Below are 11,938 nucleotides of genomic sequence, written 5' to 3'. Positions count from 1 at the left end.
TTGCGACCCGGAGGACATTTTCCATGGTCTATTATCCCCACCGCCACCTGCTTGGCATCAAGGGGCTTTCCCATCAGGATATCACCACTCTTCTCGACAAGGCCGACGAGGCGGTGAAAATCAGCCGTCAGCGGGAAAAGAAGACATCCACCCTGCGCGGGCTCACCCAGATCAACCTGTTCTTCGAAGCCTCCACCCGCACGCAATCGTCCTTCGAACTTGCCGGGAAGCGGCTGGGCGCTGATGTGATGAACATGTCGGTGGGCAATTCATCCGTCAAAAAGGGTGAAACGCTGATCGATACGGCCATGACGCTGAACGCCATGCGCCCTGATGTGCTGGTGGTGCGCCATTCTTCAGCGGGCGCCGCTGCACTTCTGGCGCAGAAGGTGGCCTGCTCCGTGGTCAATGCGGGAGATGGCCAGCATGAACATCCGACACAGGCGCTGCTGGATGCACTGACGATCCGCCGCGCCAAGGGCACGCTGTCTGGCATGACGGTGGCGATTTGCGGTGACGTGCTGCATTCGCGCGTGGCGCGCTCCAACATCATTCTGTTGAACCAGATGGGTGCGCGCGTTCGCGTCGTCGCCCCACCGACGCTTCTGCCATCGGGCATCGCAGATATGAGCGTGGAAGTGTTCCACGACATGAAGGAAGGCTTGAAAGGTGCAGACGTCGTCATGATGCTGCGCTTGCAGCGCGAGCGCATGTCCGGTTCCTTCGTGCCTTCGGTGCGCGAATATTTCCATTATTACGGGCTGGATGCCGAAAAGCTGAAGGCTGCCAAGGAGGATGCACTCGTGATGCACCCCGGCCCCATGAACCGCGGCGTCGAAATCTCATCCGAAGTGGCCGATGGTCCGCAGAGCGTCATCGAAAGCCAGGTGGAAATGGGGGTCGCCGTACGCATGGCCGTGATGGAAACGCTGCTTCTTTCGCAAAATCAGGGAGAGCGCGTATGAGCACCGTTCTCAAAAATGTTCGCATCATCGACCCATCCCGCAATCTGGATGAGCTCGGAACGATCATCATTGGTGCCGACGGCACGATCCTCGCCGCTGGCAAGGATGCGCAGAACCAGGGCGCGCCTGAAGGCGCGACGGTGCGCGATGCCAAGGGGCTGATTGCAACACCTGGTCTAGTGGACGCCCGCGTTTTCGTGGGCGAACCGGGTGCGGAACACCGCGAAACTATCGAATCCGCTTCGCGTGCTGCGGCAGCGGGTGGCGTGACCAGCATGATCGTGATGCCGGATACCGACCCCGTCATCGATGACATCGCGCTAGTGGAATTCGTGAAGAAGACCGCGCGCGACAAGGCGCTGGTCAACATCTACCCGGCAGCGGCCCTGACCAAGGGGCTGCGCGGCGAAGAAATGACCGAATTCGGCATGCTGAAGGAAGCGGGTGCCGTTGCCTTTACCAATGGCCGCAAAGCGCTGTCGGATACGCTGGTGCTGCGACGTGCCATGACCTATGCGCGTGAACTGGACGCGGTGATTTCGCTTGAGACCCGTGACCAATATATCGGCCATGGCGACATGAATGAGGGTCTGTTTGCGAGCTGGCTCGGTCTATCGGGCATTCCGAAAGAAGCGGAGATCATTCCGCTGGAACGAGATCTCCGCATCGCGGCGCTGACCCGTGCCAGCTACCATGCCGCCAAGATTTCCGTGCGCGAATCTGCCGAAGCGATAAAGCTGGCGAAGAGCCGTGGCGTGAAAGCCACCTGCGGCATTTCCATCAACCACCTGACGCTGAATGAAAACGACATCGGCGAATACCGCACCTTCTTCAAGCTCTCCCCACCGCTGCGTTCGGAAGACGACCGCATGTCCATGGTGGATGCGTTGAAGGACGGCACCATCGACATCATCGTTTCATCGCACGATCCGCAGGATGTGGACACCAAGCGCCTGCCGTTTTCGGATGCTGCCAGCGGTGCCGTCGGGCTCGAAACCATGCTTGCGGCGGCGTTGCGCCTCTACCATAGCGACCAGGTGCCGTTGATGCGCTTGATCGACGCGCTCTCCACCCGCCCGGCGCAAATCTTCGGGCTGGATGCGGGAACGCTGAAACCGGGGGCGAAGGCCGACATCACGCTGATCGACCTCGATGAGCCATGGCTGGTGTCGGAGAAAAATCTGGTTTCGAGGTCCAAGAACACGCCATTCGAAGACGCCCGCTTTACCGGCCGCGCCGTTGCGACTTATGTTGCGGGGAAGCTGGTGCATTCCGTACAATAAGAATGACACGATAGGACCGAGGGGACCTTGCAATGACCACATTGACTGACTGGCAGACAGCGCCTGCGCTTCTCGCTCTTGCTGCCCTCATCGGCTACCTGCTTGGGTCCATTCCCTTCGGGTTGATCCTGACGCGGGCGGCGGGGCTGGGGGATGTTCGCAGTATCGGGTCGGGCAATATCGGTGCGACCAATGTTTTGCGCACCGGCAACAAGAAGCTGGCGGCGGCGACTTTGTTGCTGGATGCCTTGAAGGGCACGGCGGCGGTTTTGGTAGCCAATGCCTTATGGGGTTATGAGGCTTCGCTGGTTGCGGGGTTCTTTGCGTTTCTGGGCCACCTGTTTCCGGTGTGGCTGGGCTTTAAGGGCGGCAAGGGCGTTGCGGTTTATATCGGCGTGTTGCTGGGCATTGCGCCCATCATGATGCTGGCTTTTGCCTTGATCTGGCTCGCCACGGCTTTCCTGACGAAATATTCCTCTTTGTCCGCCTTGGTTGCAATGCTTGTCATTCCGGTTGCATTGTGGCTATTAGGTCCGCACAAGACAGCGCTTGTCATGACGCTGCTGAGTGTCATTTCCTGGTACATGCACCGGGAAAACATCAAGCGTCTGCTGGCGGGGACAGAAAGCAAGATCGGTAAAAAGGGCTGAGGCCAAGTGTCTCGCCCTGACGGGGGCGAGACATGCCGCATGATGGCGAAACAAAACGCGGTATTGCGCTGACCGAACGGCAACGCGTGGCATGGCTGCGGCTGATCCGCAGCGACAATATCGGCCCTGTCACCTTCCGCGAACTTATCAATCATTTCGGCAGTGCCGAAAAGGCGCTGGACGCCCTGCCCGACCTTTCGCGCCGGGGTGGAGCCGCCCGCAGCCCACGCATTGCCAGTGTTGCCGAAGCGGAACGGGAAATCGATGCCGCTGAGAAATTCGGCGCACGTTTCGTCGGCATCGGCGAGCCGGATTATCCGCCGGCGCTGCGGGAGATAGACGGCGCACCACCTATTATTTCCATGAAGGGTTCAGGCCGGACCGCGATCCGGCCTTCCATCGGTATCGTCGGTTCACGCAATGCCTCCATCAATGGCGCGAAATTTGCGGCCATGCTGGCGCGGCAATGTGGTCAGGCGGGCTATACCATCGCGTCAGGTCTTGCCCGGGGCATAGATGCCGCTGCGCATCACGCCAGCCTTACCACTGGCACGGTTGCCATGCTGGCGGGCGGGCTGGACAAGCCTTACCCGCCTGAAAATCTACGGCTGCTGGATGAGATATACGGCAATGGCGGTACCAGCATCAGTGAAATGCCTTTTGGCTGGGAGCCACGCGCGCGGGACTTTCCACGCCGTAACCGGCTGATTGCGGGTGTCTCCCTTGGCGTTCTGATCGTGGAGGCGGCGGATCGATCAGGCTCGCTGATTACGGCAAGACTTGCGGGCGAGTTCGGGCGTCTGGTGTTTGCAGTCCCCGGCTCACCGCTCGATGCCCGCTGCCATGGCACGAATAGGCTGATCAAGGACGGAGCGATGTTGGTGACGGAGGTCGCTGACATTCTGGATGCGCTGCGGCCTTTGATGGAGCCGACCTTGCCTATTCAGCACATTGCCAAGGAAAGTACCGAGGATATGGAAATATCACCGCCCGGTGACGATGACCGCAGCATCGTGGCCTCCGCGCTCGGGCCATCGCCGGTGGAGACCGATGACATTATCCGCCACACCGGGCTGCCAGCATCGACCGTTTATCTGGTGCTGCTGGAACTGGACATTGCGGGGCGTCTAAATCGGCATTCCGCGGGGCGGGTTTCGCTCATTATGGCCGACTGAAAGGTTGCGCCGGCCGGATTGAATATCTCCGGCCTCAATATAAGCCATTTCTATGAGGTAACATAGCATGTCGGCGCCCTCGCGTTCTGCAACGATGCGCAGTTCGGCGAGGATTTGCCTGATATAGGCGAGATTTTCCGACGTCTGTTGATCCCTGCTCTGGCTGCTGTTTTGTGCACTCACGACGATAGTCACCCCGGTTGAACTCATGGAAAGCGACGTTCGGACAAGAGCATCGCTTAAGTTGAGCAACCATAACTTGTTTATCTTTAATTGCAAATGAGAATTCAATCTACAATAGGTTGCATCTTGTTGTAATGGCAGAAAAACGCCCCTTGCCTCTTGACCCAAACGCATTACCTGTCCATGTCGAAATAAAGGTCGCTCTGTTGCACGTTGAAAAACGGCAAGGCATGTTAACGGGCAAGTTCCGAAAGAAGAAAATATGAAAGTTGTCGTCGTAGAATCCCCCGGGAAAATCAAGAGCATCAATAAGTACCTCGGTTCCGACTACAAGGTTCTCGCCTCCTTCGGTCACGTCCGTGATCTGCCGGCCAAGGATGGCTCAGTATTGCCAGACCAGGACTTCGAGATGAGTTGGGAGGTCGATACCGCCTCGCAGAAGCGGATGAAGGACATCGCCGATGCGGTGAAATCCTCCGACGGCCTGATCCTCGCAACCGACCCCGACCGCGAGGGAGAAGCAATTTCCTGGCACGTCCTGGACGTGTTGAGGAAAAAGCGCGTGCTGGGCGACAAGCCGGTAGAACGCGTCGTCTTCAATGCCATTACCAAGAAGGCCGTTCTCGACGCCATTGCCAACCCACGCGACATCAACATTCCGCTGGTGGACGCCTATCTCGCCCGCCGCGCGCTGGACTATCTCGTCGGCTTCAATCTTTCGCCGGTTCTGTGGCGCAAGCTGCCCGGTGCGCGTTCGGCTGGCCGTGTGCAGTCGGTGGCGCTGCGTCTGGTCTGCGACCGCGAGTCGGAAATCGAGCGTTTCGTTTCGGAAGAATACTGGAACATCTCCGCGCTTTTGAAGACGCCGCGTGGCGATGACTTCGAAGCCAAGCTGGTGATGGCCGATGGCAAGCGCCTGCAGGGCAAATCCATCAAGACCGGAGACGATGCCACCCGTCTGAAAGGACTGCTGGAAGGCGCGACCTATGTGGTCGATACGGTTGAGGCAAAGCCCGTCAAACGCAATCCCGGTCCTCCCTTCACCACCTCCACACTGCAACAGGCGGCGTCGTCTCGTTTGGGCTTCGGCGCATCACGCACCATGCAGGTTGCACAAAAGCTTTATGAAGGTGTCGATATTGGCGGCGAGACTGCCGGTCTGATCACTTATATGCGTACCGATGGTGTGCAGATTGCACCGGAAGCCATCGATGCGGCCCGCCGCGCGATTGGTGAGCAGTTTGGCGAACGTTACGTGCCGGAAAAGGCGCGCTTCTATTCGACCAAGGCGAAGAACGCACAGGAAGCGCACGAAGCGATCCGCCCGACCGATTTCAGCCGCACACCGGACAAGATGAAGGGCTTCCTGGATACTGACCAGTTGCGTCTTTACGAACTGATCTGGAAGCGCGGCATTGCCAGCCAGATGGCGTCCGCGGAAATCGAGCGCACCACCGTTGAAATTCTGGCCGATAACAAGGGCGAAAAGGCAGGCCTGCGCGCCGTTGGTTCCGTCATTCGTTTCGATGGCTTCATTGCCGCCTATACAGACCAGAAGGAAGAGGGCGAGCAGAGCGATGACGGTGATGAAGATGGCCGTCTGCCTCTGATCAATGCCCGCGAGAACGTCGCCAAGCAGAAGATCAATGCCAGCCAGCACTTCACCGAGCCGCCACCACGCTACTCGGAAGCATCGCTTATCAAGAAGATGGAAGAACTCGGCATCGGTCGCCCCTCTACCTATGCGGCGACGCTGAAGACGCTGAGCGACCGTGAATATATCATTGTCGATAAGCGCAAGCTCATTCCGCATTCGCGCGGACGCTTGGTGACGGCGTTCCTCGAGAGCTTCTTCACCAAATACGTGGAATACGACTTCACCGCCGATCTGGAAGAAAAGCTCGACCGGATTTCGGCAGGCGAACTGGACTGGAAGCAAGTTCTTCGCGATTTCTGGAAGGACTTCTTCGCCCAGATCGAAGACACCAAGGAACTGCGCGTTACCAACGTGCTGGATGCGCTGAACGAGGTTCTGGCACCGCTGGTATTCCCGAAGCGTGAAGACGGCTCCGATCCGCGCATCTGCCAGGTGTGCGGTACGGGCAATCTTTCGCTCAAGCTCGGCAAATACGGCGCTTTCGTCGGCTGCTCGAACTACCCGGAATGCAATTTCACACGCCAGTTGAACTCGGATGGTGCGGAGGCGGATGCCGCCGCCGTCAACGAGCCGAAGGCTCTGGGTGCAGACCCGCACACCGGCGAGGAACTGACGCTGCGCTCTGGTCGTTTCGGACCTTACATTCAGCGTGGCGATGGCAAGGAAGCCAAGCGGTCTTCGCTGCCCAAGGGCTGGAAGCCTGAGGATATCGACCACGAAAAGGCGCTGGCGCTGATCAATCTGCCACGCGATATCGGCAAGCATCCCGAATCGGGCAAGATGATTTCGGCGGGGCTTGGTCGCTATGGGCCGTTCCTGCTGCATGATGGTGGTTATGCCAATCTGGAAAGCATCGAGGACGTGTTCTCAATCGGCCTCAACCGCGCTGTGACTGTGATTGCCGAAAAGAAGGCATCGCCGGGTCGTGGCCGCTCTTCCACACCTGCCGCTCTAAAAGAACTGGGCGACCATCCCGATGGCGGCGCGATTACCGTTCGGGACGGCAAGTATGGACCTTACGTCAACTGGGGCAAGGTCAACGCGACCATTCCCAAGGCGCAGGCGCCTGACACGGTGACGCTGGATGAGGCGCTGGTGCTGATTGCCGAGCGCATTGCCAAGACCGGCACCGGTAGCAACGGCAAGCCCGTGAAGGCTAAAAAGGCCGCCGCGCCGAAGAAGGCCAGCAAGGCTGCCAGCGCCGATGGCGAGACCAAGGCGAAAGCCAAGCCCAAGGCGGCGACGAAACCAAAAGCGGCTGCAAAGCCCAAAACAGCGGCCAAGGCAAAAGCCGCTCCTAAAGCAAAGAAGGCAGAATCTTGAGCAAAGCACCGCGCAAAACATCCGGTTCGGCGGGCGATGGCTTCGGCCGCACCGGTCGCGGGAAAAAAGTTCTCGAATCTGCTGGTATCATCCACGGCGAAGTTCCGCCGCGCGATGTGCTGCTGAAGTTCATTGCCGAGCATCCCGATCAGGCCTCCAAACGCGAAATCGCCAAGGCCTTCGGGCTGAAGGGTGAAACACGCATCGTGCTGAAGGCTCTTTTGAAGGAGCTTGAAACCGATGGCATGGTACACAAGAGCCGCAAGTCGCTGATGCGTCCGGGCGGTCTTCCGCCTGTCACGGTTCTCGACATCACGACGCGCGACAAGGATGGCGGCCTGATCGGTCGTCCCGCCGAATGGCCGGAAGAGAACGGGGCGGCGCCTGCCGTCATCATCCGCCAGTCCTCCGCCGACCGCCAAAAGGGCAAGGCCCCGGTGGGCGGCATTGGCGACCGGGTTCTGGCCAAGATTTTCCCCTCCAAGGACGTCGGCGGCCCGGCCTACACGGCACGCATCATCAAGCTGATCGACAGACGTCAGGGCGGATCGCTGGGTGTCTTCAAGGAAACGCCGGGTGGCGGCGGTCGCCTGATGCCGATCGAGCGTCGTGGCGATGAAATGGTCATCGATCCCGATGGCGTGGGCGATGCCAAGGACGGCGATCTGGTGGAGGTGGAAACCTCGCGCAACAGCGGTCGTTACGGCCTGCCACGCGCCAAGGTTCTGTCGGTCGTCGGTTCCGTGGCGTCCGAAAAGGCGATCTCGATGATCGCCATTCACGCCCACGGCATTCCGCATATTTTCCCATCCGACGTTCTGGCCGCCGCTGACGCTGCCAAAACAGCGACGATGGCGCATCGTGAAGACTGGCGCAAACTGCCGCTCATCACCATCGACCCGGCTGATGCCAAGGACCATGACGACGCGGTTTACGCCGAGCTGGACCCCTCGCCCGACAACCCGGATGGCGTGATCGTGACCGTCGCGATTGCCGATGTGTCCTATTACATCCGTTCCGGCTCGCCGCTGGACCGCGAAGCGCTGAAGCGCGGCAACTCGGTCTATTTCCCCGACCGCGTCGTGCCGATGCTGCCGGAGCGTATCTCCAACGATCTCTGCTCGCTGAAGGAAGGCGTGGACCGCCCTGCCCTTGCCGTGCGGATGGTGTTTTCCAAGGAAGGCCGCAAGGCCAGCCACACCTTCCATCGCATCATGATGAAGAGCGCGGCCAAGCTCTCCTACCAGCAGGCGCAGGCTGCCATCGACGGCAACCCGGATGACAAGACCGGCCCGATGCTGGAGCCCATCCTGCGTCCCCTTTGGCATGCCTATGAGGTGATGAAGATCGGTCGCGACCGTCGCCAGCCGCTTGAGCTGGACATGCCGGAACGCAAGATCGTTCTGAAACCCGATGGCACGGTTGACCGTGTGCATGTTCCTGACCGTCTCGACGCGCATAAGCTGATCGAAGAGATGATGATTCAGGCGAACGTCTGCGCCGCCGAGACGCTGGAGCAGAAGAAACAGCGTCTGGTCTACCGCGTCCATGATGCACCAACGATTGCCAAGCAGGAAGTGCTGCGCGAGTTCCTCAACACCATTGGCTATTCGCTGGTCAAGGGTGGACAGGTTCGTGCCAATTCCTTTAACGGCATTCTGGCGCGTGCGCTGGACACGCCGCATCAGATTATCGTCAACGAAATGGTGCTGCGCTCACAGAGCCAGGCGATCTACAGCCCGGACAATATCGGCCATTTCGGCCTGAACCTGATGAAATATGCGCATTTCACCTCGCCGATCCGTCGTTATGCTGACCTTATCGTGCATCGTGCATTGGTGGGCTCGCTGGGTCTTGGTGAAGGTGGCATCACTCCGCAGGAAGAAGCGACGCTGGCCGATGTGGCTGCCGAAATCTCGACCTTCGAGCGACGCGCGATGGCGGCAGAGCGTGATACGGTGAACCGGCTGATTGCGCATCATCTTTCGCAGCGTGTGGGCGAGGAATTCGAAGGCCGGGTTGGCGGTGTCACCAAGGCGGGACTATTTGTCGCGCTGCCGCAGTTTGGCGCTGACGGGTTCGTTCCTATATCTACGCTGGGTACGGACTACTACATCTATGACGAGGCGCATCAGGCTCTGACGGGTGAAAAGACCGGACTTGGCTATCAGCTGGGCGATGCTGTTCAGGTTCGTCTGGCTGAGGCCGTGCCGCTTGCCGGTGCTTTGCGGTTCGAGGTGTTGAACGAGGGCAAGAAAATGCCGACGGCGACACGCTCCTTCCACAAGACCACGCGGCGCACGAGCGGCCCGACACCCGGCACGAGACCGCCCCGCAGACGCAGATAACAAGTCCAGAGGACACGCGCATGACGACGACCGAGACGCAGACAGTGCAGTATGGTGGCAAACCGGAAGACCGTCCGCTTGGTCGCTCGATCATGCGTGGCATGCTGAGCCGCTGCCCGGCCTGTGGCAACGGCCATCTGTTTCGCGCATGGCTGAAGCCGGTCGATAAATGCGCGTCCTGTGGCGAAGACATGCACCACCAGCGATCGGACGACCTGCCGCCCTATATCTCGATCATGATCCTCGGCCACGTTGCCGTTGGCGGCTTCATGATGACCGATACGGTGTTTCTGGTTCCCATGTGGGTTCACTTCGCCATCTGGGTGCCGATCACCATTCTCGTGGCGCTTCTGACGATCCAGCCGATCAAGGGCGGGGTTATCGGTCTGCAATGGGCTTTGAAGATGCATGGTTTCAGCCATGAGCCCGAGAAAGAACAGATTGACGGCTCGTCTCACTGACATGGTGTAGCGCCTGTGCGTACCGAACCATCCCTTGAGCCATCACCCTATATTCGTCCGAAAGATGCGGCCTCCATTCTGCTGCTCGACAGATCGACGGACAGGACACGCGTGCTGGTCGGAAAGCGTAGCAGTGCGCATGTCTTCATGCCCGATGTTTTCGTATTTCCCGGCGGGCGGCGCGATGCCCGCGACCACGCCCTGCCCTATAGCGGTGATTTGCATCCTGCCGTCACAGACAAGCTCATCAATGCCGCTTCCCGGCCATTGACCGCCTCCGGTGCGCGGGCACTGGCGCTGGCGGCCATACGCGAGTTGCATGAGGAAACGGGCCTGCGCTTTGGCGGTGATGCGAGCGAGTGTCATGCACCAGATCTTTCACATCTACGTTTCGTCGCCCGCGCCATTACGCCGCCTGGCAAAGTGCGGCGCTACGATACACGGTTCTTCTGCTGTTTTACCGATGAAGCAGGCATACATCCTAATGCTTTCAGCGATTCGGAAGAGCTGCTGAGCCTTCAATGGCTTGACATTGAGGACAATTCCAGTCTGAACATGGCACCCATTACACGTTTGGTTCTCGAAGATGTCACAAAGTTCATGATAGGTGATCCTTCACTGCAATTCGAAAGCCCGGTGCGACAATATTTCGAGCGTCGCGGCAAATTCATTCGTGGCTTTCTATAAAGGTCTTCATGTCCCATCCGACTTGCGACGCCGACGACATTCACTGGCCCTCGCTCATCGCCGCCATCTCTGCAATCAGCGCCGTTGGCATTGCCATCGGTCTTGGTCTGCCGCTGCTCAGCATCATTCTTGAAAAGCGCGGCATCTCCTCGAGCATGATCGGCCTCAACACGGCCATGGCTGGCGTGGCCGCCATGATGGCAGCACCTGTGACGAGCCGGTTGGCGCACGAGTTCGGCGTGGCGCGCACCATGATGACGGCGGTGGTCGTCTCCGCCATCAGCGCGCTCGGCTTTTATTTTGCCGATGCCTTCTGGATGTGGTTTCCGCTGCGAATCGTCTTCCATGGTGCCACCACCATGCTGTTCATCCTCTCGGAATTCTGGATCAATGCCGCAGCGCCACCCAAACGGCGCGGCATGGTGCTGGGCATGTATGCAACAGGCATGGCCGTTGGCTTCGCAGGCGGGCCGCTTCTGTTTTCCGCCATCGGCAGCGAGGGAATCACTCCGTTTCTCGTGGGCTCGGCCATCATCCTGCTGGCAGCGATTCCCATCTTTCTGGCCCGCAACGAAAGCCCGGATCTGGACGAAAAGCCCGCGCATCATTTCGTGCGCTATATCTGGCTGGTGCCAATGGCGTCTGCGGCTGCCTTCGTCTACGGCTCCGTACAGGCTGGCGGTCTGTCGCTGTTTCCCGTCTATGCGACTCGCGAAGGCTTTAGCGAATCGCAGGCTGCCCTGCTGCTGACGGTGATGGCCATCGGCAATATGGCGTTTCAGATCCCGATTGGCATGCTTTCCGACCGCATCAAGGACCGTCGCATTCTTCTGGGTCTTATGGCGCTGACGGGCGTCATAGGCACGCTGGCACTGCCTTTGCTGGTGGATAACTGGGTTTTGCTGTCATCGCTGCTGCTGCTATGGGGCGGCTGCGTTTCTGGCATGTATACTGTGGGCCTGACGCATCTCGGCTCGCGCCTGACCGGCTCTGACCTCGTGGCCGCAAATGCCGCCTTTATCTTCTGCTACGCCATCGGCACCATTGCCGGGCCGCAGACGGTGGGCATCTCCATGGATGTGCTGGGAACCGATGGCTTTGCCTGGGCTTTGGCGATGTTTTTCGCGCTTTACGTGGTTCTTTCCATTGCCCGTTCGGTTTTCGGATCAAATCGGACTTGACTTTTCGGGCGCGATCCGTAGTTTC

10 protein-coding genes are annotated in these 11,938 nt (G+C 59.3%); 9 read left to right on the top strand and 1 reads right to left on the bottom strand.

Annotation, left to right across the window (positions count from 1 at the left end; translation table 11 throughout):
* Window positions 1-23: 23 nt before the first annotated feature.
* From ABUK73_RS00650 to dprA, 4 genes are read left to right on the top strand one after another with little or no spacing between them, the layout of a single operon-like run.
* Complete coding sequence (locus ABUK73_RS00650) at window positions 24-965, top strand: aspartate carbamoyltransferase catalytic subunit (protein WP_353575618.1); 942 nt, start codon at window positions 24-26, stop codon at window positions 963-965.
* Window positions 962-2,248, top strand: coding sequence for a dihydroorotase (locus ABUK73_RS00645; RefSeq protein WP_353575617.1), 1,287 nt, complete (start codon window positions 962-964; stop codon window positions 2,246-2,248). Before ABUK73_RS00650 ends, ABUK73_RS00645 begins: the two co-directional genes overlap by 4 nt.
* A 32-nt stretch (window positions 2,249-2,280) precedes the next feature.
* Window positions 2,281-2,898, top strand: a complete 618-nt coding sequence (gene plsY / locus ABUK73_RS00640; protein WP_353575616.1) for a glycerol-3-phosphate 1-O-acyltransferase PlsY — start codon at window positions 2,281-2,283, stop codon at window positions 2,896-2,898.
* Window positions 2,899-2,930: 32 nt separating this feature from the next.
* A complete protein-coding gene (dprA, locus tag ABUK73_RS00635; RefSeq protein WP_353575615.1) occupies window positions 2,931-4,073 on the top strand; it encodes a DNA-processing protein DprA in 1,143 nt (380 codons plus the stop codon).
* Here dprA and ABUK73_RS00630 read toward each other — a convergent pair.
* Window positions 4,026-4,283, bottom strand: coding sequence for a hypothetical protein (locus ABUK73_RS00630; protein ID WP_454892316.1), 258 nt, complete (start codon window positions 4,281-4,283; stop codon window positions 4,026-4,028). The genes dprA and ABUK73_RS00630 overlap by 48 nt on opposite strands.
* A gap of 235 nt (window positions 4,284-4,518) precedes the next feature.
* On the opposite strand from ABUK73_RS00630, the gene topA reads away from it, so the two are divergent.
* From topA to ABUK73_RS00605, 5 genes are read left to right on the top strand one after another with little or no spacing between them, the layout of a single operon-like run.
* Window positions 4,519-7,236 (top strand): type I DNA topoisomerase, encoded by a 2,718-nt coding sequence (gene topA, locus ABUK73_RS00625; protein ID WP_353575614.1) that lies wholly within the window; start codon window positions 4,519-4,521, stop codon window positions 7,234-7,236.
* The gene (rnr, locus tag ABUK73_RS00620; RefSeq protein ID WP_353575613.1) at window positions 7,233-9,584 is read left to right on the top strand and encodes a ribonuclease R; all 2,352 of its coding nucleotides are present in this window, start codon (window positions 7,233-7,235) and stop codon (window positions 9,582-9,584) included. Before topA ends, rnr begins: the two co-directional genes overlap by 4 nt.
* A gap of 20 nt (window positions 9,585-9,604) precedes the next feature.
* The gene (locus ABUK73_RS00615; protein ID WP_353575612.1) at window positions 9,605-10,045 is read left to right on the top strand and encodes a DUF983 domain-containing protein; all 441 of its coding nucleotides are present in this window, start codon (window positions 9,605-9,607) and stop codon (window positions 10,043-10,045) included.
* A 51-nt stretch (window positions 10,046-10,096) separates the two neighbouring features.
* Window positions 10,097-10,732, top strand: a complete 636-nt coding sequence (locus ABUK73_RS00610; protein ID WP_353575984.1) for an NUDIX hydrolase — start codon at window positions 10,097-10,099, stop codon at window positions 10,730-10,732.
* Window positions 10,733-10,740: 8 nt separating this feature from the next.
* The gene (locus ABUK73_RS00605) at window positions 10,741-11,913 is read left to right on the top strand and encodes an MFS transporter (RefSeq protein WP_353575611.1); all 1,173 of its coding nucleotides are present in this window, start codon (window positions 10,741-10,743) and stop codon (window positions 11,911-11,913) included.
* Window positions 11,914-11,938 lie beyond the last annotated feature (25 nt).

The sequence above is a fragment of the Agrobacterium vacciniicorymbosi genome (genome assembly GCF_040427045.1).
In the GTDB taxonomy this organism is placed as follows: domain Bacteria; phylum Pseudomonadota; class Alphaproteobacteria; order Rhizobiales; family Rhizobiaceae; genus Agrobacterium.
The sequence above is the reverse complement of the archived record's forward strand: the minus strand, read 5'-3'. Positions and strand labels throughout refer to the sequence as shown.

What these genes read in the sequence shown, in the direction of transcription:
- ABUK73_RS00650 (WP_353575618.1), top strand. Translation starts at nt 24, where the DNA reads ATGGTCTATTATCCCCACCGCCACCTGCTTGGCATCAAGGGGCTTTCC.
- ABUK73_RS00645 (WP_353575617.1), top strand. Translation starts at nt 962, where the DNA reads ATGAGCACCGTTCTCAAAAATGTTCGCATCATCGACCCATCCCGCAAT.
- plsY (WP_353575616.1), top strand. Translation starts at nt 2,281, where the DNA reads ATGACCACATTGACTGACTGGCAGACAGCGCCTGCGCTTCTCGCTCTT.
- dprA (WP_353575615.1), top strand. Translation starts at nt 2,931, where the DNA reads ATGCCGCATGATGGCGAAACAAAACGCGGTATTGCGCTGACCGAACGG.
- ABUK73_RS00630 (WP_454892316.1), bottom strand. Translation starts at nt 4,283, where the DNA reads ATGAGTTCAACCGGGGTGACTATCGTCGTGAGTGCACAAAACAGCAGC.
- topA (WP_353575614.1), top strand. Translation starts at nt 4,519, where the DNA reads ATGAAAGTTGTCGTCGTAGAATCCCCCGGGAAAATCAAGAGCATCAAT.
- ABUK73_RS00615 (WP_353575612.1), top strand. Translation starts at nt 9,605, where the DNA reads ATGACGACGACCGAGACGCAGACAGTGCAGTATGGTGGCAAACCGGAA.
- ABUK73_RS00605 (WP_353575611.1), top strand. Translation starts at nt 10,741, where the DNA reads ATGTCCCATCCGACTTGCGACGCCGACGACATTCACTGGCCCTCGCTC.